This window comes from Caulobacter sp. SL161 (genome assembly GCF_026672375.1).
Taxonomy (GTDB): domain Bacteria; phylum Pseudomonadota; class Alphaproteobacteria; order Caulobacterales; family Caulobacteraceae; genus Caulobacter.
This window is the reverse complement of sequence record NZ_JAPPRA010000002.1, coordinates 1-21,551: the sequence shown is the minus strand read 5'-3', so window position 1 is coordinate 21,551 and position 21,551 is coordinate 1. Positions and strand designations below refer to the sequence as shown.

16 protein-coding genes and 1 pseudogene are annotated in these 21,551 nt (G+C 62.1%); 9 read left to right on the top strand and 8 right to left on the bottom strand.

Features of this window, described 5'->3' with window-relative positions; translation table 11 throughout:
• Positions 1-25: 25 nt before the first annotated feature.
• Entirely contained in the window at positions 26-4,048 is a 4,023-nt protein-coding gene (locus OVA11_RS19485) for an RHS repeat domain-containing protein (RefSeq protein WP_268069042.1), read from the bottom strand.
• A gap of 166 nt (positions 4,049-4,214) precedes the next feature.
• Between OVA11_RS19485 and OVA11_RS19480 the strand changes: the two genes are divergently transcribed.
• The 5 genes from OVA11_RS19480 to OVA11_RS19460 all read left to right on the top strand — a co-directional run bounded on the left by OVA11_RS19480 (position 4,215) and on the right by OVA11_RS19460 (position 11,131).
• On the top strand, positions 4,215-6,185 hold the full coding sequence (locus OVA11_RS19480) for an Ig-like domain-containing protein (protein ID WP_268069040.1): 1,971 nt from the start codon (positions 4,215-4,217) through the stop codon (positions 6,183-6,185).
• Between the two features lie 31 nt (positions 6,186-6,216).
• Positions 6,217-7,077 carry a hypothetical protein gene (locus OVA11_RS19475; RefSeq protein WP_268069039.1) on the top strand — a complete coding sequence of 287 codons (861 nt, stop codon included), beginning with the start codon at positions 6,217-6,219 and terminating at the stop codon, positions 7,075-7,077.
• A 364-nt stretch (positions 7,078-7,441) separates the two neighbouring features.
• On the top strand, positions 7,442-8,650 hold the full coding sequence (locus tag OVA11_RS19470) for an AAA family ATPase (protein ID WP_268069038.1): 1,209 nt from the start codon (positions 7,442-7,444) through the stop codon (positions 8,648-8,650).
• Positions 8,651-8,831: 181 nt separating this feature from the next.
• Positions 8,832-9,782, top strand: coding sequence for a ParB/RepB/Spo0J family partition protein (locus OVA11_RS19465; RefSeq protein WP_268069037.1), 951 nt, complete (start codon positions 8,832-8,834; stop codon positions 9,780-9,782).
• Between the two features lie 218 nt (positions 9,783-10,000).
• Positions 10,001-11,131 (top strand): replication initiator protein A, encoded by a 1,131-nt coding sequence (locus OVA11_RS19460; protein WP_268069036.1) that lies wholly within the window; start codon positions 10,001-10,003, stop codon positions 11,129-11,131.
• An 858-nt stretch (positions 11,132-11,989) separates the two neighbouring features.
• Here the strand turns inward: OVA11_RS19460 and OVA11_RS19455 are convergent.
• Entirely contained in the window at positions 11,990-12,235 is a 246-nt protein-coding gene (locus OVA11_RS19455; RefSeq protein WP_268069035.1) for a WGR domain-containing protein, read from the bottom strand.
• A gap of 167 nt (positions 12,236-12,402) precedes the next feature.
• On the opposite strand from OVA11_RS19455, the gene OVA11_RS19450 reads away from it, so the two are divergent.
• Positions 12,403-12,981, top strand: coding sequence for a hypothetical protein (locus OVA11_RS19450; protein WP_268069034.1), 579 nt, complete (start codon positions 12,403-12,405; stop codon positions 12,979-12,981).
• Positions 12,982-13,036: 55 nt separating this feature from the next.
• Positions 13,037-13,183 (top strand): hypothetical protein, encoded by a 147-nt coding sequence (locus OVA11_RS19445; RefSeq protein WP_268069032.1) that lies wholly within the window; start codon positions 13,037-13,039, stop codon positions 13,181-13,183.
• A 98-nt stretch (positions 13,184-13,281) separates the two neighbouring features.
• Here the strand turns inward: OVA11_RS19445 and OVA11_RS19440 are convergent, their stop codons facing one another.
• Positions 13,282-14,634 (bottom strand): type II toxin-antitoxin system HipA family toxin, encoded by a 1,353-nt coding sequence (locus OVA11_RS19440; RefSeq protein ID WP_268069031.1) that lies wholly within the window; start codon positions 14,632-14,634, stop codon positions 13,282-13,284.
• Positions 14,634-14,882: a helix-turn-helix domain-containing protein gene (locus tag OVA11_RS19435; RefSeq protein ID WP_268069030.1), complete on the bottom strand. Its 249-nt coding sequence runs from the start codon at positions 14,880-14,882 to the stop codon at positions 14,634-14,636. Before OVA11_RS19435 ends, OVA11_RS19440 begins: the two co-directional genes overlap by 1 nt.
• Before the next feature lie 768 nt (positions 14,883-15,650).
• Between OVA11_RS19435 and OVA11_RS19430 the strand changes: the two genes are divergently transcribed.
• Entirely contained in the window at positions 15,651-16,034 is a 384-nt protein-coding gene (locus OVA11_RS19430; RefSeq protein ID WP_268069029.1) for a hypothetical protein, read from the top strand.
• On the opposite strand, the gene OVA11_RS19425 is transcribed toward OVA11_RS19430, so the two are convergent.
• Complete coding sequence (locus tag OVA11_RS19425) at positions 16,024-16,281, bottom strand: helix-turn-helix domain-containing protein (RefSeq protein ID WP_268069028.1); 258 nt, start codon at positions 16,279-16,281, stop codon at positions 16,024-16,026. The genes OVA11_RS19430 and OVA11_RS19425 overlap by 11 nt on opposite strands.
• A 203-nt stretch (positions 16,282-16,484) precedes the next feature.
• Here OVA11_RS19425 and OVA11_RS19420 point away from each other — a divergent pair, with 203 nt between their 5' ends.
• Entirely contained in the window at positions 16,485-16,841 is a 357-nt protein-coding gene (locus OVA11_RS19420; RefSeq protein WP_268069027.1) for a hypothetical protein, read from the top strand.
• Positions 16,842-17,095: 254 nt separating this feature from the next.
• Here OVA11_RS19420 and OVA11_RS19415 read toward each other — a convergent pair whose 3' ends face one another.
• The 3 genes and pseudogenes from OVA11_RS19415 to OVA11_RS19405 all read right to left on the bottom strand — a co-directional run.
• Positions 17,096-18,175: a hypothetical protein gene (locus tag OVA11_RS19415; RefSeq protein ID WP_268069026.1), complete on the bottom strand. Its 1,080-nt coding sequence runs from the start codon at positions 18,173-18,175 to the stop codon at positions 17,096-17,098.
• A gap of 18 nt (positions 18,176-18,193) precedes the next feature.
• On the bottom strand, positions 18,194-18,811 hold the full coding sequence (locus OVA11_RS19410) for a phage tail protein (protein WP_268069025.1): 618 nt from the start codon (positions 18,809-18,811) through the stop codon (positions 18,194-18,196).
• Positions 18,808-21,551: pseudogene (locus OVA11_RS19405) on the bottom strand (hypothetical protein); the annotation flags it as partial. The pseudogene OVA11_RS19405 and the gene OVA11_RS19410, both read right to left, overlap by 4 nt.

Below are 21,551 nucleotides of genomic sequence, written 5' to 3'. Positions count from 1 at the left end.
AACCATGCGAAAAACCAAATCGGCTTCACATTGACGCCATGAATTTGTATAGCCTTGAGCCAATATCATTGAGAATTCTCATCGATCTAATATCGTACGGAAAATCCGCAATTGCGGATGAAATAGTTGCTCCGCCTAGATTGCCTAGGCCAGTTACCTTAGCAGCCGCGCTAAAGAAAGACGTGGGCACCGCTGCCCTTCCATCATTCAACGAGGTATCCATTTTTCGGTAAAGGCTACTACGGGCTAGAACAAGATTTTCAACTGCCGGCAGCGTAAGCCTTTGCGCGCCCGAAGGGTCGAAAAAATTTAGTGGGTCATTGCCCACATAGGCATACCAGTTGAGCCCGTCGTCATATCCGATGGGGTCGGTTTGGAGGAACCTTCCGAGGGTGGGTGAGTAGGCGCGAGCCTTGTAGTGGTAGAGCGAAAGGTCTGAGAGGTAGACCTGACCTGTGTACTGGAAGAGACCAACGTTTCCAGGCCCGGGCGCACCATACTCATCATAGGTCAGTTTGGTGGTCACCGCCCCATTGCTATCGGCGGCGGCGATGATCGACCCTTGATGGTCGGCCAGGAGATAGTCCGGCGTCGTACCCGCCCCCGTATAGCGCGCCAGCACCTCGTCTGCGCCACCGCCGAATACATAGCGACGCTGTAGCGTGCTGGAGTTGTTGTACTCCCCAATCACATGGACCCCGTCATAGAGGTAACGCGTCGTCGTGCCGCCTACCGTCGTCGACGTGAACAGCCGCCCCATCGGATCATAAATAAGGCTCGCGCCGGCAGTCGTGCCGCGCAGCCTGTTCTCGCTGTCGTAAGTATATCGCACCGTCGGATTGGTGCAGGCCGGATTGGCCGTGGCCGCGCAGACTAGATTGCCGCGTCCATCGTAGCCATAGACCGTGTAGCCAGACTGCCCCGACGTGCCAGCGTCCAGAACCCGGTTCAACCCATCCGTCTCGTAGGGCCGATCAACGACGTAGGCCCCGTTCCAAGCGTAGGTCGAGTTGCTTATGGTCCGCTGCTTAATCTGGCTAGCGGCGTTGTAGGTGAAGTTAAACTGAACGCCATCACCCGCACTCGTAGGCGTGTGAGTCATGCTCTGCAGCAACAGGTTTGTCGGATTGTAAGCGTAGGACGTTCTGACCTTGTTGTTGCCGCGACTGACAGCTGTGCGACGACCAAGCGCGTCATATGCAAAGCTGGCGATCTTGTTGGCAGACGAAGTACTACCGGCGCGCCGCACCGCTGTCAGAGCCCCGGCGTCGTCATAGACGTAGGTTACGAAGAAGTTGTCAGGCCAGGTGAGCTTGGTGCGGCGGCCCGCCGCGTCATACTCGTAGCTGACCCGGCTGGCAGTACCCAGCGTATCGTCCTGCTCCCACAACAACCGGCTGAGAGCGTCATACGTGCGACTAGTGGTGCGCGATCCGTCAGTGACAGCAGTCAGGTTGCCGAAGTTGTCGTAGGTGTAGGTATAGCTGGCGCCTGGCAGATCCGCGTTTGGCGTGGTCCGCGTGCGCAGACGCCCCAGATTGTCGTACGTACTGACGATCAAGCCATCGGCGCGTAGCCTGCGCGAAGTAATATTCCCGGCGCTGTCATAACCATACTCCTCGAAGTCGAGACTGTTGGAACCTCCCGAGCCCTTCGCCGTGCTCGGATAGGTCACCCGTTTCAGGCGATCAAGACCGTCATAGGTATAGGTCGTGACGTTGCCATCCGCACCCGCCCCGTCCTTGTCAGTCGCAATCTTGCCATTGTCCGTGTAGGTCATGCGGCGGTCATAGAATGCGGCGACACCCACGCCGGACTGAATGGCGGTAAGCTGATTGTTGTCGTTGTACGTGTTCTGCGTGATCCGATCCGGATCGGGGGTCGTCGTGCTCACCGAGCAAGCGGCCGGGCGGCTGGTGAATGCGGCCATGCGCTGAGCGACGCAGTTGACGCGGCCCAAGCTGTCGTAGTTGGTCTGGGTCAAGGCGTAAGCCGTGCCGCTGGCGTTTCTCGATTCCTGGGCTACGGGGCGCCCGTAGCTGTCATAGTCTGTCGCCACCGCGCTGTGGGTCACGAAGCTGTTGGCGAACGTTGCGTCTGAGCGATCGGCCACCACCCCCGTTTGTACCAGCTGCACCTGTCCGTCGGCACGATAGGTGATCTTGCTAGCCCGATACTTCGTGGCGCTACTGATCGTCACCGCCTGGCCTACGGTTCCAATCACCCAGCGCGAGGCGTCATAACGAGTCTGGACAATATCCCCGTTACCGGCCAGCGGGCCATCGGTCTCGATCACGTCACCGCGGGCATTATAGGCGTAGGTCGTCGTTGAGTAGGGGCCGGAGCTGGCCGTGGCGTTCCCGGCCCGCGTCGTTACCGAGATCAGGCGCGCATTGTGATTGACGCTAGTTCCGCTCTCGTAGGTATACTCCGTTACCAACTCATCAGCTGTGCCCGCACAGCTAGATCCCGTACGGCAGGATGAGGTCGACTGAAGACGCCAGGCTGGAGCGCCCGACACGGCCGCGCCGTCCTTGATGTAGGTCGCGCTGACCTGCATGTAGACGTAGCGGGTCTGAGGGCGAACGCCGTTCGGCCCCGCTGGCCGAGTCACAGTAAGAAGGCCTCCATGCGTCGGGGCGTAGGTAAAGTCAGTGCGGTTTCCACGCGCGTCTTCAACCCATTCGGGTTGATTGCAGGTCTTGGGATTCACGCATTGGAGAGGATATCGCGCCCGAACGACAGTGGCGCTGAGCCCTGAATTCGGCTTAGGGTTGTTCCATAACTCAAGGACATTCTGACGTTCGTCCATAGTCCACGAAACGCTATTACCTTCCGGGAAGGTGATCCTGTTGAGATTGCCGCTACCCGGCTTGTTGCCATCCCCATTGTATTGGAAGTTCGTCGTCTTGCCGTAGGCGTCGGTGTCGCTGAGCACCTTCTGGGTGCTCATGCGAGACTTGACAATTCGCGTCCGTCCGAGAGGGTCGGTTGCGGTTACGGTAAGAATTCCATCCTTTTTGTAGGGTTTCCTTTCAAGCACCCAAGGCGCATCCGGCGGATCATAGGCGATCGAGTAACTATACTGCCAAGTCTGACCAGCATAGGTGACCGAACCGACACGCACCGTCGTCGTGCCGTGTTCATCTGTCGTCCCGGTAAACCCATAGGTCCTGACGACACCCGCGGCGGTCGTGATTGTATTGCCGCTAGGCAGAGTGCTGGTCGCCGATTTCCCGAGAGCTTGCGCCGAAGCGAAGGTCGGTCCAGTGCAAGCCCCGTTCGAGCACGCGCCATCGATCAAGTTTACCGCTGTCGCGCTCCATTCGCCCGTGCTGAAGTTGTACGGTCCAGCCATAGCGTAGCCGAGACTACTTTCCACCCGGATCCAGGAGGGAAACCATGCCGTTCCGGCGCCATAGGTGAAAGTAAGCGTTTCTCCCGTGGGATAAGCCACGCTTTGGAGTTTGCCGTAGACGGGCATTGGGTAGGGACCCGCGAGCACCACCCGCTCGAACCGCGCCACCGTGCCGTCATTTAGCGTGTAAACGATCGACACGCCGTCATCGACCAGGGTGCTCGGCGTCGGTTCATCGTCGGCGGCGCTGGTGCCTGTGAAAGGTTCGCCCGCAAACTTCTCCATGCGCCCCATAAAGGTGACGGTTGTCTCCTTGAGCGCGCTAAAGCCCCCCGGCTGGTTCAGAAAGCCTAGGTCCAAGGTGTCGGCTTCGCCGTATGGCATAAGCTCGACAAACGAGAACATGGATGAGCGGCTGCGGCCGTCCTTCAAGAGAGTCCGGACCTCTCTCAGAGAACCGGCGCCGTCGGGACCAATGCTGTTTACAATCTGGTCGTAGGCTAGGTCGCCATCGATGAGGTTCACGCCATTGGCGTCCACAAGCGAATACTTCGGGGCTTTTGGCGCGCTTTGCGCGCATGCAATCGATGCAATCCCAAGCGAGGCCAGAGAAATCAGCGCGAGAAGCAGCACTCCCTTTCGCGCCAGCTGGATAACCCCTTGCGCGAAGCGACCGACCTGAAAAACCATGGATTGTCCCCACCCGACAACGCGGCTATTTGGGTGGAGCATGGCTGCGGGGCGGCGCTCGCGTCAATATTGCAAAGCTAAAAATTCAATGTAAGGCTGCTTTCGATTTCGAGATCGGGGGCGATGAGGAATGGCGCGGTTTAGGGGAGCGGCAAGTGCTGCCGCTATGTTGGTCGCGCTTTCGACCTCAGTCGAGGGGCAAGCCCAGTCGGTGCAGACCGACTATACCTACGATGTCCACGGAAGATTGGTGACGGTCGCCCGACCCGGCTCGACCACCACCTACACCTACGACAACGCCCAGAACCGCACCCGGGTCGTCACCACTTCTACGAACAATGCGCCGGTCGCCAACGCTGACGGTCTGCCTGGCTCGCTGATCAGCGTCACGCCTGGCAACGCTGTTGCCTTCAACCCGCTGACCAATGACACCGACGCCGACAGCGACGCCTTCTTCCTGACCAATGTCAGCGGATGGAACACCAGCAAGGGCTCGGTGAGCTTCACGGCCAACTGCCTGCGCACCGCCACGTCCTGCGTCACCTACACCGCCCTCAGCGGCGCCAGCGGGACCGATACCTTCGCCTACGCCATCTCCGACGGCAAAGGCGGCGTCGCCACCGGTTCCATCACCGTCACAATCAATGCGGCGGTTTCACCGCCTGTGACCTCGGCCTCGACCACGTCAGTCACCGCCAACTTCGCCGGCAGCGGGACCAGCTATCCGCTCAGCCTCAGCATCTCGGGGGGCACGCCCACCAGCCTGGCCATCACCTCGGCTCCGCCCTCCAGCGCCGGCGTCGCAAGCGTTAGCGGAACCTCGATCCTCTTTACGCCCGCCAACGGCTACAGCGGTCAGACCCAACTGCAATACACCGCCACCAACGCCGGCGGCACCAGCGCCGCCGCCACGGCCACCATCAACGTCAGGCCCGTCGTCAACAACGTCACCGGCCAAAGTGCGACGGCCGGACAGGCCGCGAGCATCAATCTCGCCGGCTACGCCGCCACCAACGGCGTCACCTCTATGAGCCTGCCCAACGGGCCCAACACCGCCAAGGGTGTTGCTTCGTTCAGCGGCACGACCCTGACCTACACGCCCAACCCCGGCCAAACCGGTTCGGACACATTCGCCTACACCGGCACCAGCGCCGGCGGCACTTCGGCTCCCGCCAACATCACCTTCAACATTCAAAGCTGCACGGTTCCTGTCGCGGGCGCATCCAGCGCGACCGTGCCCTATAACTCCGCCAGCAATGTCATACCGCTAAACCTGAGCGGCGGCGCCGCCACCAGCGTCAATTACGTCACCGGCACCTCGCATGGTAGCGTCGAGCCCATCGGCGCAACGATGTATTACTCGCCGTTCCCAGGCTACTTTGGTTCCGACAGCTTCACCTACAACGCCACCAACGCTTGCGGCACAAGCAACACCGCCACCGGCTACATCACCGTGTCGCCGCCGCCCAATCAAAGCCCTTCGGCCAGCCCCGACTTCGCGACCATCGCCGCCAGCGTCAACGCTTCGGGTGAGACCTACGCCTACTTCGACCCGCGGACCAATGACAGCGACCCCGACGGCGATCCGTTGACCCTGGTCAGCGTCACCGCCCCCTCGGACGGCAGCACCTGGACCAACCCCAACAACTACATCTCTTACATCCCACCCGTGGGATGGAGCGGCAACGCCTCCTTCTACTACACCATCTCCGATGGCCGCGGCGGCACGGCCCAGAGCTACGTCGTCGTCACCGTCAACCCTCCGCCGCCGCCGCCGCCGCCTAATTCTGCGCCTACCGCTAACCCTGGCACAACCGATCCGGTCTGGCAGTCCACCACGGCCTATGTCGACCCGACCAGCAACGACACCGACCCGGACGGCAACACTCTCACGATCCAGTCGATCGACAGCACTTACTGCGCCTATGGCATGATCAACGGCGTCAGCACCTGCCCCAGCAACGTCGGCTCTATCAGCCGAAGCGGAAACACCTTGATCTACAACGCCCCGTTCCTGTCGAGCAGCGGTACGCCGGGCAGCAACTACATGGCCTTCGTCGTCTGGTACACCATCTCCGACAGCCGCGGCGGCACGTCTCAGTCCTACCAGATCTTCAACGTCTACGGTCCCCAGTAGCCTCCGCCCTGCCTGTTGTGAGTGTCAGTCCATGAGCAGATCCGCCATCGTCTCGACGATCGCCTTGGCCGCCTTGTCCGTGGCCAATCAGGCCTGGTCGGCCGATTGCCAGAGCGATCTGCGGGCCAAGCTCGAGCCGGCGCTCAGGACTGAAGCGATCAATGAAGATCTTCTGGTCCAGCTCAGGGGCCTGATGGCCAAGCCTCGCGACTTCGAAGATCCCCAGCAAGGCGCTAACTGCTCTAGACCCACCCTCGACAACCCCCTCTATCCGGGGATCCCGGTCAAGGAGTGCTCCTATCAGCGGCTGGGTCTGAGCGGTTGGGTGACCCTCGCCAATCCAAGCGCCGAAGTGGCCGCCAAGTGGATCACCGCCGCATGCTCGGGCGCTACCGACGTCAAGGCATGTTCGGTGCAGCTGACGGCTAAGGCCTGGTGCGCCAGTCAGTTCACCTTCCCGGTCGTCGGTAACCTGATCCAGCCTGATCCCCTCAACCCTCAGCAAGGCGTCAACACCGCCTTCCTGCATGGGGTGGAGATCGCGCGTCCGGCCTGGTTGACCCAGAAGACCCCCCTCCCCGCCGCTACTCAAAAGCAGCGGTTCTCCCCGCTCCTCGCCAGCGCCAACGCCTACTCAGGTCCTGTTGGGGCGGTCTCCTGGCCTTCGGGTCTCTCCGCCTCCGTATACGCTCAAGAAGACCGAGCCCGCCCCCCTGCCGCCAAAGCTGCTCTGGCCGGCGCCTGTCCCGCTATCGCTCGTCGCGACGGATGGCTCGCCATCTCCCAGGCCGCCTATAACCAAGCCTGGCGAAACGCCAGGAACCCTCTCTTCGATCTCGCCGCTAAAGCCTTAAGCGCCCAAACCTCCGGCAACACGCAACGCTGTCCATAAGGGACAGGGGCCGCTCACGCGCGACAAAGGCCGGTACGATCAAGGCTGATCAAACCGTATATGCTGGGCATATCGAGCTACCCGCGACGCCTTGAGGCGTCGCCCAACTAGGGTCTGGGCGTGGTTTGGTTCAGCCCGGCATATCGATCCCCCCTCTAGAAGCCCTGCTCCGCCCGCAGGATGGCGTCTCTCGCGCCCGTCATTCGAAGCGCCCATCAAGTCCAAGGCGTGGAGGCTCAACGAGCCGTTCAGAAACTGTTAACCATACCATTAGATGAATGTTTTTGGCTTTATCTTGCGCCATTTTCATTCAAACTGGCGCACGCGAACCCCACTTAGCGATTCAGAATGAGGGCGGTGAGAGATGAGTTCGATCGTGACGGAAGCGGATCGGATTGGCCAATTAGCCGTCGCAGGCGAGCAGATGGTTGAGCGGCTTCGCCGCACAGCGTTCTTGCCCGGACAGACTAAGAGCTTGGAGGTCCGCATTGGTATCGCAGAAGCTGCTGAGCTACTGGGCTGCTCGTCAAATCGAATCCGGATGGCCGAGCAGGATGGACGCCTCCCCTCCCCGCCTGAATCCGGGAGCGGTCGGCGGATCGGCTACGACATCCCAGCCCTTCTGAATATGCGACAGGTCCTCGGCGCCTCTCCGCGGCGCGGGCCCAACGATCTCCCGTCGATAATCACGGTGCAGAACTTCAAGGGTGGTGTTGGGAAGTCGACCGTTACGACGCACCTTGCCCACTATCTGGCCGTCGCTGGGTATCGTGTGCTCGTCGTTGATTGCGATAGTCAGGCGACCACCACGACGCTCTTTGGGTTCAATCCTCACTTCGCCATTCGACGCGACGAAACGCTCTATCCCTATCTGTCGATCGAGCCCACCCAGGATGATCTGGCCTATGCGGTCAAAAAGACCGTGTGGCCAAACGTCGATCTTATTCCCTCAAACCTGCAGATGTTCGACATCGAGTATGAGCTCGCCGCAGCGGGAACGGGTGGAGGCGGTGTTCTTGCCTCACGGTTCCGTAAGCTCCGCGAGGGTCTCTTTGAACTGGCCCAGGATTACGATGTGGTCCTCCTGGATCCGCCGCCGGCGCTCGGCACCATCTCGCTTGCGGTCATGCAGGCGGCCAATGCGCTCTTGGTCCCGCTCGCAGCGACGACGCCAGATTTCTGCTCAACCGTTCAGTTCTTGTCGATGATGGACCAGGTCATCGGTCAGCTCACCGCTGCGGGCATCACCGTCGAGTACGATTTCTGCCGGCTGATCTGTTCCAAGTTCAACGCCAATGACCCCAGCCAGGACATGGTCCAACGCGTCATGGATCAGGCCTTTGGCCCCGCTCTTCTGCCGGTTCCCATCCTTGAGTCCGCGGAAATCAGTCACGCCGCGCTACGGATGATGACGGTCTACGAGCTGGAAAAGCCGATCGGGACGCCAAGGACGCACAAACGCTGCCGCTCCAACCTGGATGAAGCGCTCTCCCAGGTCGAGCAGCTCATCCGCCGTCGCTGGGGTCGGCCCGCCGCCCAGCCTGCGGTCTCTTTGGCCGCAGAGACGGTCTAAGGCGTCTGGAGAAAGCACGATGTCCAAACGTCAGTCGGACTACCTCAACTCTCTTCTTGGCGCAGGTCCCGACGCCACTTCCCCAGCGGCCGAAGCGGTAACGCCCGCGCCGCAGGCGCCTGGTGCGAGCAGTCCAGATCCAGCCTCCCCTCCCCTCCCCTCAGCGCGCTCTGCGCCGGGCATGACATTGCTCGCGCGCGAGTCTGCCTTGGCGCGGATTGCGGCGGGTGAGGTCAAACAGGTCACCCAGCTTCTGCTGGATCCGGCACGTGTGCGGATCTGGGCTGGCAATGCCCGGCACCAGCAAAGTCTGAATGAGGCGGCCTGTCGGGATCTGATCGATTCCATCCTGGCCGAAGGCGGTCAAAAGGTGCCGGTAGTGGTGCGGCGGGTGTCAGACGATCCGCAGCATGATTATGAGCTAATTGCCGGAACCCGCCGGCATTGGTCGATCAGCTGGCTTCGGGCCAACAGCTACCCAGATTTGCAGCTCCTGGCGCAGGTTCAGTCGCTCGACGATGAGAGCGCGTTTCGGCTTGCCGATCTTGAAAACCGGGCGCGCAAAGACGTCTCTGATTTTGAACGAGCAAGGAATTATCGCGACGCTCTAAGAGCCTACTACGGCGATCGACAGGTCCGCATGGCAGAGCGGCTCAATCTGTCCAAGGGCTGGCTATCGAAGATGATCTCTGTCGCGGAAATCCCCGACTGGGCCGTTTCGGCCTTCGCTGGCCTCGGCGATATTCAGCTGAAGACCTGCTACCCGCTCGCCCAACGCATTAAGGCGCTTTCGCAAACCGACCCTGCCGCCGTTAAGCGGATGCAGAAGGAGGCGGCTCGCCTAAGGCAGGCGCAGCGTTCGCGGCTGGCAGAAGGTTTCCCGCCATTGAGCGCCGCTGAGGTTTCAGACGCGCTCACTAAGGCCGCAAAACCCCCAAGCCTGGGCCAAGAGTCGCTGTTTGCTGCCGACTCGGTGCATGGTCGACGCGCCCTGTCGGTGCTTTCCGCCAATAGAAACGGCGCAACACTTCGGATCCATGCTGGGTCGGGCGCGAGCGAAGCTGAGCTCTTGAGCCTCGTCGAGCGCGCCCTGGTCTATCTGCGGACCCAAGGGCGCGGCGTGGCGGATTAGGCCTTGAGAAAAGTTTCCCCGGGGAAACTTTTTTAGTCGTGGTCAGAGTCGGCGGGGTCGGACGAGCCGGGAAGAGCGCGAAAGTTTCCCCGGGGAAACTTTTTTAGCTGGAGCCATGATCGGCGGTTCGGTCGGACCAGGGAGGATAAAAAGTTTCCCCGGGGAAACTTTTTACGACGGTAGAGAGAACGCGCTCTTGTCTGGAACGGTCGAGCATCATGGCTAACAACATAGGCAAGTCCGCCATCGAGCAGATCGACCTGTTCCTGCCCTATCTGGCTGATCTGAATCTCCGCGATCAACGCGAGATGATGGAAAGGCCCTTTTTCAGCCTTTCGAAGACCAAGCGCACAAAGCCGATCGATTACACCTCACCCGACGGGAAGGTCTGGGTCCACGTATCGGCCAACCCTGACTATGGCATGGCCACCATCTGGGACGCCGACATCCTGATCTACTGCGCGAGCGTCCTCAACGACCTCAAAGAACGACGCGTCAATGAGATCCCTCGCGTCCTGAAGGTCATGCCCTATGACATCCTCAGAAGTATCGGCCGCCCTGTCACAGGACGCTCGTACGAGCTTTTAGCCGCAGCGCTCGACCGCCTTCAGTCAACGACGGTCAAGACCAACATTCGCGCCGACCAACGCCGCGAGGCCACCTTCTCCTGGCTCGATAGCTGGAGCCAGCTGGTCGACGAGAAGACCAACCGCTCGCGCGGGATTTCTATCGCCCTGTCGAGCTGGTTCTACGACGGTGTTTTGATGGCTGGCGGCGTTCTCTCGATCGACCGCTCCTACTTCTCCATTACCGGCGGCCGCGAGCGCTGGCTCTATAAGGTCGCACGCAAGCACGCCGGCGGGGCAGGGGAGGAGGGGTTTGCCATCGCGCTCCCCACACTCTTTGAAAAATCCGGTGCTGAAGGCCAGTATCGCCGCTTCAAGTTCGAGATGAGCGCGCTTGTCCGGGAAAACGCTATCCCAGGCTATGACCTTTCGCTCGAGCCTGCGGTCACCTCCAAGGAACCGCTTCTGCGCATTCGGCGAAAGGCGGCAGACAAGGCCCCCGCAGTCACGAAGGCGCCATTGGAGCCCAGGGTGGCAAAGAAGGATCCTCCAGCCGCACCCAAGTCGCCGGCGCGGGATCTAGAGCCACGTGGGTACTTGACCGATGAAACGCTAGCGCACCTGCGTGAACACTACAGGGGTTGGGATTTCCATTCCCTGCATCGGGAGTTCCAGACCTGGTTGCGCGGCCAGGATGACCGAGAGCCGGATCGCTACCAGAGCGCCTTCATCGGATTTGTGCGCCGGTACCACGAGAAGAACCGCTTCCAGCTGCGCGGCTGACCCTCTAGCGCGCCCATTGGCATGTTCGCCGGTGGGGGCGCTCCGATCTTCCGTGTTCCTGAAATGTCGTGTGGTCCACAGGGCAGGCTTGGCGGCAATGGCCGCCAGCCTCGTAAACCGCTCTTGGCTGAACGTTTTTCTTAAGGCGGCGACACAAAGTGATTCAATCACCAGATCCTAGAAGGCGCGCTCTACCGGATTCACCGATCGTTCGACACTTCAGGAACGCGACACGACACCTCAGGAACAGCTTATCGACACTCCAGGAACATCGCCCTCGACACTTTAGGAACGAAAGCCCGACACTCCAGGAACGCTGTGGATAGATTCAGGCAATTGAATCTAGATGTTAGGCGGAATTGGCGGCCTTTAACCTTCTAACTTTTTCTACTCTAACCCTCTAACGCATGAAGATTCTGAATGGATAGAAGGGGCAAACCAGGAGATGAAAAAGCCTTGCAGTTCAGCCTAACGCCCAAGGAACGAGACAGCCGACAAGTGCAACTGCCGGACCGGGCAGAAGCGTCAATGCGCCAGCCACCCGTTCTGACCGAGAAAGGGGCGCACTTCCCCAAACCGCCCGCGGCCTAAGAAGCTCAAGCGCCCTAAATCCCTCGACCAGGGTCGCGAGGGCGAAGGCCAACCAACCTGCTGGCGGCCAGAAGACAAACAGCCCATAGCAACCGAGAAGATAGACCAAGGCGAGGATGACATTGGTCACCGCCCAGCCTGGAACCATATCGATCGGCCGGGATCTTCCGCGCTGCAGCCCACTCGACGGGGTGGCGGCGTCCAACACAACAGGCGGCAAGGGTTCAAGCAGGCCGTCTATCCGCGTCTCATACCGGTGACCAAGGTTCACGGCGCAGACGGGACGGGTTGGTAGCCGCGACGAAGCTTTTGCCTGCGCAGAACCTCCAGGCGCTCCAGCGCAGCGCCTGGCGTTGCAAACCATTCGACGATGGAACGGCCGCCCCTGGCGCCGATCCGTCCCCACGTGCGGCACAGTCCGGTTTCGCCAAAGAGGCCAGGGACAATCGCCAGCGCATAGAAGCGAGCCATGTTGCGGCTTGCATCTCGCCGATGAAGCTCTTCAGGGGCCATTCCGACAGCCTTTCGGATGCGATGAGCGCCAGGCTCGAACCGAGCCAATACGACAGCACAGTTATACGTCAAAAACGGACGTATCGCCACTCTCGCCTCCAACGAAAGAAAAAGGGAGGGCGGGGGAGGGGTGTCTTCAACAGCACCCAAAAAAAGGCCCCCCAGCCATGTCAGACGCTCTTGCTCGCCGGATCGGCCCTATCAACTATTGGCCCGCCGCCGACGCCCAGTTCAGGCTCCCCAAGCCCCTGATCACCCTGATCGATCAAGCCCTGACCGCCCCGCTCAGACCAGGTATCACCAAAGCGGCTCGCCACGCGGCTTTGCAGATCCGACTGCATGAACTGGGCTTCGGGCTTGGCTATCATTCGAGAATGGAGGTCGGCACCGGCCACCGGCGCTTCAAGTTCGAAGGACGATTCGATGTCGTCTGGACGCCTGACACTGCAAACGACGGCGACTTTGTGGAAAAGCCGATCATCTTTGAGGTCGATAGCCACTGGAAGCACGAGTCGGCGCTCAAGCTTGGCAGGGTAGGGGAGGAGGCTCTAAAGCTCTGGATCTACTACGGCACTCGGCCAGCACCGCCCGAGCCCGTTGAACCGGGGTTTCGGCGCCTCAACATCCTGAGCATCCAGCCCTGGCGACTTGGTATAAAGGAGGCCCACACTGTTCGTCAGCGCGTTCCAGGAGCTTGGCCCGATCCGCTTTATCCGACGATGGCGCCGCATGGCCGGCGCTCTTGATCTCGGGAAAGGCCAAGCCCAAACTCATATCCCAAAGCGGCCGCTGGAGGGCGTTATGACCAAGACGGAGTTGGATCGACGGTTCGAGAAGCACAACGAGGCGCTTGTCGCGATCATCCGCGAAGGCACCCGCTGGCAGATCCTTGGGTTCACGATCATTTTCGGTCTGGGAATGGGCGTCTTTGTTATGCTGGCGCGATAGGCCCGGCGCTGCCGATCCGACCCACATGCGCCCCGTCAGGCCCTTTGGCCTGACGGGGTTTTCCTTTGCTGGGTGGCGGAGGCTAGCGCTGTGTGCGTTCAACCGTCATGTGTCGTACCCGCCGCTTGGTCTGCGAGGCCATCTAGGTAGCGACGGATCTTTCCAAGTCTTGTCAGGAACCCCGCAGCGATTGGCTGGCTGACTGCGGCAGGAAAGCCTGAGGGGAGGGCGCTCAAAACCCCCTCCAGCGCGACTGGCGCCGTGGCCAACAGGTCGGTAAACACGTCCATGACGGCCTCAGGGTTGAGGCCAGCGGCGGTGCTGCTCTGTACGAAGTGGCGAGGGGCGATGTCGTCAATCCGATAGTGGCGATGATCTCCGATCGCCATGGCCAGTTTCATCTGCTTGGCCTCAATCTGGCGAGCAGCGCGGCTAGGCTCAGCCGAGAGCACGTCATAGAGCGGGGTCATCCGAAACCCGCCGCCCGGGTAGTGGAAAGCGCTGAAGTTCTTGGCGTGACCGTCGGTGGCGGCCAGCAGCCAAAAGACAATCTGCGCCTTCAGGAAATCCAGACGGTCGAGCTTGGCCTCGTCGCTGGCCGCCAGAAGCCCAAGGCATGCCAAGACGCCCGGCCCACCGTCGGATTCGTACTTCCTGGCCCAGGGGATGGAAAGCGCCTGGCAGAAGTCTTCCTGAGGCGTCCGGAGAAGACGGCCATCCCTGGCCATGAACCGATCAAACCGCTCGATGATCAGCACTTGCTTGGCCCCAAACATGGCCATGGCGACGTTGGCTGTTCGCAGCCCAAGCGCGCGCATCAGGGTCAGGCAGAAGTACTCGTTCTCCACGCTATGGGAGAGGTCCAGGCCATTGGGCAACTGGCCGATCTGCGGCTTGAAGATATGGGTCGTCGGCGTCGTCCCAAGCGGGCGAAGCCACTGGCCGCTATGGCGCAGAAATGCGGTCTTCTCCTGTGCGCCGGCGATCGAGATCCGGAAGTCATCGCCTTCATCGATCCCGAGGGGCGCACGAGCCAGGTTCGCCAGAATGCGTTCGATATCCGCATCGCTGACAGCCTCGCCGTCAATGGCGCCGACTGCGGGGACATCTACGCCTTCAGGCAGGAACTGCAGCGCTCCCACACAATCGCGGCCGAGCGCGGCGAGGAGGCTGTAGAGGTCGACCCCTTCGGCCCTGACCTTGGCCGCAATGCGGCCCCGTATGGTTTCGTTGTCGGGCAGGAGATTGTCGAACACGGCGATGACAGGCGCGCCGACATACCGGTCCTCGCGCAAGGGCATGGACAGGGAGACCGGGATGGCGTTGGGAGTGCTCAGCCAATCAGGGCCGTATGTGAAGTCGATAGCGCCGTCCGGCGCGCGGCGCAGGAGGCCAACCCTCCGGCCATTCAGATAGACAGCAAGCGGCGTATAGAGCCGTCGCCTGGCCATCAGAACATGTCCTCAAGGTCGTGCGCGCCGCCAGATCGCCGGGGGCGCACGACCAGTTCCAGGTTGAGGGCCGTTAGCACTGCGAACAGCGTTGCCAGGGTGCCGCCGGCGCCGGTCTCCAGACCGGAAATGGTCGCCTGGCGCATCTGAGCCGCGGCGGCCAGGTCGGTCTGGGTCAGACCGGCCTGCTTGCGATGGCGACGCAAGGCGGCGGCGAGTTGGATCTCGGTGCGGGCGACGGGGTCCATCGATGCGGCTCCTCCACAGGACCCTTATACGGAAATCCATATAGAAGCGCAATATACGCCAAAGCGCATAACGTGAGAAAATACGGTTATGCGTATCTGCCGTACTTTCCGCAAAGCCGGAGATCACACACCTGGCTCCAGCTCAAGGAACCATCAGTTGGGTTGTTTGGCGCTGACGATTTTCATGCCGAAGGTCTTGAAGCGGGGTAGGGCGGCGCCATCTCTGGCGCTCTCGTGGGCATGATCGCTGTCGCTACGGCGATGCTGTTTCTCACAGGCTGAACGACCCCAAGCCCACCCCCTACCGGGTCGTCAGAGCCCCGTCAGGTCCGCCGCCTGACGGGGCTTTTCTCTTCTGGCGGCGACATCGACGTAGGTGGGTTCGATGGGGCGCCGGGCGATCATCCGGCGCGGGGTCGTAAGGCTGATGGCTGGCCGTCAAAGGCCTGCATCCGACGATGGCAAGTAGGTTCCCCGGGACGGGAAAGCAGAATGCGCAGCATGCGCAAACCTGGCGACGATGGTCGCCGTGGACATGCCGAAAGGCCTCACAATTTCGAATACGCAGGATCGCCGAGAGGTTGGTCTGAAGGGGGCATTTTGGAAGGGCACGTTACGCACACCTGCGGTTTTTGTAAGCAATTGAAAACATGAGGAAACCCGGGTCGCCGATCATGTGGTAACGTGTAGTATGTTTTGATAAAGCCTAATAAAATCGAGTATTTATGTTACAACGCCATACAACACTACGCGATTCTAGGAGGGGCTATGAAGGCCCGCGACACCGTCACCTTCACCGTGCGGATCAGCCGCGTCGCCGCCGATAGAGCTCGTGCTCATGCGGCAGATTTGGGGATGCCCTTGGGCGAGTATATCGATCACCTGATCATGGAGCAGGCCCCGCCAGCGTTCGCCTACCATGCCCAGCACGCGGCGTTTCAGTCGCTGGTCGCGACGGCATTTTCGCTTGCGATAGCGAGACGCGCACTGACGCAGGCGGAGTTCCAAGCAGCGCAGCAACACGCCTATCAAGCCGCAGCGATGTTGTTTGGGGAGCCGCCTGGCAGGCCTGAGTCTTTGGGTGCTCCATCACCACATGAAGATCCACGTCTGGACGCGCTTTTCGAGGCCTACGCGGGGGTCACTCGGTAGGGGGCCTAGTCGTCTCCCGGCCCATCAGCTGGCTGTGGAGGAGGCCTGGGTCGAGCTCCAAGGCGTTGGCGAGCTCCTCAAGGTCGATGACATCGAGCCGGCGCTCAGCGAGCTCGAGCTTGGCGATGTAGGAGGCCGGCCGGCCAACACGCTCGGCCAGTTGCCGCTGAGTGAGGCCGCAAGCTTTGCGAACTAGCGCCAGGCGCCCGCCGATCTCCCGGAACGGCTCGATGCTTCGTCCAGCCATATCCGCCGTCCTCGATGTTTTTGCAGGACAGGGCTAGCCAAGCAGCGAAATGCTCCCATAATAGGAGCAGTTGGGCGAGTGGCAGTTTAGGACCCGCCATATGCTTGAACTCTGGACGCTCCCCGCGATCGGGAACGCTGATGATCCTCCCAACCCTCAACGCAAGGGTCTCGCAGCACCTGCGGCCCCGTCGGAACCTTCATATGTCTACGACCAAGGTCACGATCACCACGATTACTGCGGATTTTGGGGGAGAGCTAAACGCTGGTTCCGGCGCTGCCTTCGCCGAAGAGCTCGTCTCAGTCCTGGGCGCGAGGATTTCGGACGTCAGCACTGTCGGCAGGCCCAAGCCTGCAAACTCCGATTGGACGACAGGCGCTCATTCGGAGCGTGCGCCGCCCCGGGATGACCAGGGCGTTGGGCCCAAGGCGATGTTGACCATGCGGCTCACCGATGAGGCCAAGGCACGTTTCAGCGATATCTGCTACCAGCATCGCGGCGAAACTGTCAGCGACGTGCTGGTGAAGCTTATGGACGCCTATGAGTTTGGCCGACGGTAACCTACTGGGGACAAGGAAGGCTAATTCTCGTCGGCTTCAGGACGTGGACGCCGCGCCGGCGGTGTCAGCCTCGTCGCGGACGCGCCGAAGGGCATAGCAGATGATGTCAACGAGGAGCTGATGGAGCCTTAAAGGTAGTGGCCGCATCCACGCCCTAGATCCACAAGGGGTCTGAAGAACCCCAAAGTGGAGACACAAGCTTACATAAGGCTGACAGCACCGGCGCCGGGCCCGTGGACCCGGCGCCGATGGGATCAGTCGACCAGCTCCAGCGGCTGAGGCGGGATCTCCAGGGCGTGGACCGGACTTGCGCCCGCGCCGACGATGATCTCCACCGGTCCGCCCGCTACGTTTTCGAGCGCGGCTAGGACCGTGGCGATCTTACTGGCGTAGGCCACGCCCTTGGCGCTATTGCCGGAAAACAGCAGACCTACTGGCTGGTAGGCGGCGTTGGTCAGCAGTGAGCCGCTATCGCCGCCAGCGAAGGCCACAGGACTGGTGTTCTTGATGCTGATACAGTCCTTGAAGAGATAGGTCATACCGTTGCCGTATCTCGTGCGGCTCTGCGCGCTGACCAGATCGACTTCCTGCGAGGTCTTGCCGGTCGTGCGACCGCTCTTGGTCACAGTGTCACCCGGCGCGACCACAGTGTTGGGAGCCAGCAGCGCAGCGAAGTTGTTCTCGCCGCCCTGGTCGGTCAGGATTCGTGGATCGTAGGCGCCGGGCACCTGTGCCATGGCCGCGTCGACATTGTCGGCCGGATCGTCGGCAGAGAGCGGAGCCAGGAAGGTGGTCGTCGCCATCGTTTGATTGGTGGTGTTGCCGTCGTAGAACGCCTGTTGCTGAACGCCAGGGCCGCCGGTCATGCCGTTGAGCGCCGGATCTAGGACGTGACGATTGCTCAGGAGGTAGGTCTTGCCCTGGCACGTGACGAAGCAGCCCAGAGTGCCGGCATAGTTCGTCGACAGCGGCGCGATCGATACCCCGCCCGGTGGCTTGTCGTAGTGGCTTGTGAAGGCGGAACCCTTGTCCTGGCTCTGCGGGACTGGGCTGGCGACGATCTTACCGACCTCCTCGACGAAGAGCGGAAAGCCCGAGGCCGAGGTCAGCGGCGTTTTGGCGGTGGCCAGGGACTCGACCTGCAGTACGATGGCGGGCTGACGTGGGCGACCAGGCTCAACAGTGCGAAGGCCAAGGCCGATCGTCAGGACGTCGAGTGTCCCCGCCGCGTGCGCTTGGCGAAGCTGCTCGAAGTCCGACCAGAGAATCTTGAATTCATCCGGCTCGTCGATGAATCGCGAAAAGATACGGCGATCTTCCTGATAGGTGGACATGGGGGAGTCTCCTTCTTGCTAGGGGGCTGGCGGCCTGACGCCAACGCCCAGGCGCACGCGCGCCCGGCTCGCCTTGACGAGATAGTTGACGTAGATGTTCTGGGGGCGGGTCTCCTCGCCGCTAAGACTCGAGGAGCCGTCGGCGCTGTAGAGGCCTGTGGTCTTGGGCTGGGCCGTGGGTGGCACGCCGCCGCCTGAGCCGGTGTCACCCGTTTCCACGCCATTGAGCGCGCCGTACTCGTGGGCGTGACCTTGGACCATAGGTGGTTGGGTGGAGCCGACCATGGTCGCCGAAGCGCCGCCTGGCGGCGCGATACGACTCGCGAGCCCTGGATCCTGGGCGGCGTCGCTGGCGATCCCTCGGAAGAACTGCCCGCGATAGTCGGGCACACGAAAGCTTCCGGCCGGATCGCCTGTCGGCGTGTAGACCAGCCCAAGGACTCGAAAGAGCGCGCGATACTCGGCCTGCTGGACCAGGCGTCCGTCGCACGGCAACCAGCCCTCGGCGATGATGGCGCCGATAGCCTGGGTGGCCGAAAGATCACCGGCGAAGGCGATCACAGCGCCCACCGGCAGCTCGACGGGGTGGCGCGAAAAGCCCAGGCCCGAAAGGGTGTTATCGCGGGAGGGGATCAAGCGCCCGCCTCCGGAAGGAGATCCAGGTGAGTCGACAGCGCCAGCAGCCGCGTCGGGGTCGAAAGCGACCACTCGTGGTCGGGCTCGGGCGCGACGGCGGCTTGGAGCTGTATGAGTAAGGCGGCGGTGAGATCCGTGACGAAGACCCCGGCCGCCGGCGCGGGCGCGTAACCCATAGCCAGGAAAAACAGGACCACGGCCTCGAATCCGGGCCGCACCGTTACAAGCACGCGCGCCGATCCCGCAGTTAGGAAAGCCTCCAGCCAGGCGGGGGCGTTGCGATCACTCGTCGTTTCGCCCGCCCGTCGACCAAGGTTTGCCGAGCCGGGGTTGTCGGCCTGGCTCCACGGATAGAAGGCGTAGCTGGCGAGGTTCCAGTCGAGCGCCTCGCTGAGGAGCCGCGACTCGCTGGCGCTCAAGGCCGCGTTGAGGCGCGGCGCCGACGCGCCCAGTGCCGCTAGGCCATCCAGGACCAGTGCGCGCTCGAGCGTGCGACCGACCGCGTCGGGCGCCTGACCAAGCAGGGCGTCTCGGATCGCCTGATCATGACGGGCCCGCAGCGTATCGTAGGCCGACACGATGGCGCCATGGGTGATGATCTGCCAGGCGGTGAACACCTCGGTTTGGCCGACAGCCGTACAGTCGGCTTGGGCCACCGCGCTGAAGCTTTCGCTGTCGTACTGGCAGACGACGGGGATAGGGCCCGACTGGGCTTTGGTGAAAGTCGCTGCGCCTTGCCCCGCGCCCTGTGTGGGAAGCGTCCAGGCGAACCCCTGCGGATTAGGGATCGCCGGCGGCGTCGCCGCTGTTTCGGCGCCGGGCCGATCTTTCACCACGGCCGGCAGGAGCGGTGCGTCGGCCTTGGTGGACGGTGTGGGCTGGGAGGTCGGATCAGGAGGGGAGGCTGGCGCGGGCGCCGGAGACGGCGAGGGTGGCGCAAAGGTGACCGGCGTGGCGCCTACCAGCGCCGACAACGGCGAAGCCTGGTTGGCGGTAAGATAGGCTAGCGAGACCGAAGTGACGCTGTAGCCTGGCGGGACTTCGAGCATGCCGGTGCGCGTCTGCTGGTCCAGCCGCAAGCTTACGGTCAGCTCGGCCTGAGGCGGTGCAGGAAGTTCAAGTCCATAGGCGGCCGCGGCGCTCAGATAGTTGGAGGCCTGGACGCTAGTATAGCCGGAAGGCGCCGCGTCGATGGACCAGGTCGAAGGCGGCAAAGGCGCTTCCATGTGAGGCATGGTCTCAAGAAGCGACAGCGTGCCGGCGGCGGGCTTGTCGAGCAGCAGCTCCAGGACCAGGCGGCGGCCGACCTCGCGTAAGCGCAGGCGATCCACACGATCTAGCCAGTGATAGGCGCCGTTGAGCGTGGTGGTTTTGTCGCTGTTGTTGATCCGCCGCGTCTGGGTCGCTTCTTGCTCGCGCACCAGGACGTCGGCACGGGCGCGTTGGATCTGATCGGAGACCCGGCCGGCGGCCTGGCGACTGAGCGTCTGGACGAACTTGGCGGCGCGCGAGAGTTCGCGGTCCTGGCGCCCATCCTGGCCAAACCAGCTTCCCGTAACAGCCAGTTCGGGCCAGGCGTCCTCGTCGAAGGTCAGGCCGGTGTAGTCGCGGATGATTTCGCCCTGACCCAAGCTGTCGCGTAGGCTTTGCGCCAGATCTCCGCTGGTCTTGTCACGTGTGATCCGTTCGTCCTGACTCAGTCTCAGGGTCGCCTCATCCTCGACGCGACCGGATAGGGCTCGGTGGCGATCGACCCGCGTAAGCTCCTCGCCGGGCAGAAGGCTGACGATCTCGGCGATCTCGCCGGTCCGGTAACCCTCAAAGGTCTGGTCGATCGTCTTCTGGACCCCCACGCCAAGGCCGCTGGCCGAAGTGGTGGTCGGTGGGGGCGGCATGACAGGCGCGGGTAGGCGCAAAAGCGCTGAAACCAGACCGATCCGTACGGCGGCCTCTGCTAGCGTCGCGTCGGCGGTGTTGACGCCGATGATCAAGCTCATGCCCCGCGCGACCTTGGCCAGGAAAGCACAGGTGGTTGCTGCCGCCGGGACGGTCTCGCCAATCAGCGCCATCGCGTAGAGCTGGGTCCAGACGATGGAGAACAATCCTGTTGCGGGCGTGACCTGTTGATCCACGAAGGTCTGGGTCGGTTCGTCCAGGTAATCGCTGCACAGCTGCTCCAAGGCCTCAACGGTGGTCGGCTCAAGATCGCGAGCGGCGGCGTCAAGAAGGTTCACGACCTTCAAGGCAAGCGTTCGCTCCGCGTCCGTCAACGGCGCGATCGCGGCCTGAGCGGTTTGGCGCATGGCGCTAAGCGCGGCGGCTGGATCGCTGGCGCCGTGCTTGGATTTGGCCAAGGCCTGGCAAAGCGGCAAGGTCGCCGCGACGGCGCCGCCTTGGTCAAAGCCGATGAACTGATAGGCGCCAGGACGCGCTTCGCCTGGAGCGCCGAGCCACACGAAGTCCAGGATGGGCGTGGTCGCGCCTTGCGGCGTGATCGCCGCGCCCCACGCCGGCGCGGTGTGGCCAGCGTCATCGATAACGGGATCGAACGGATCTGGCGGAGAGGAGACGGGCGCGACGGGTTCGATTGGGGCGACACGCCAGACCTCCAGGGTCTCGTGAAACCACGACGAGGGGCTCAGCGGCATTTTGCACCAGAAGGCCATACCCGAGACGAAACGCAGGCCCACCTCGCCGACCTTCAGGCGTGGATCATGATAGACGTTAGTCAGGTCGATGT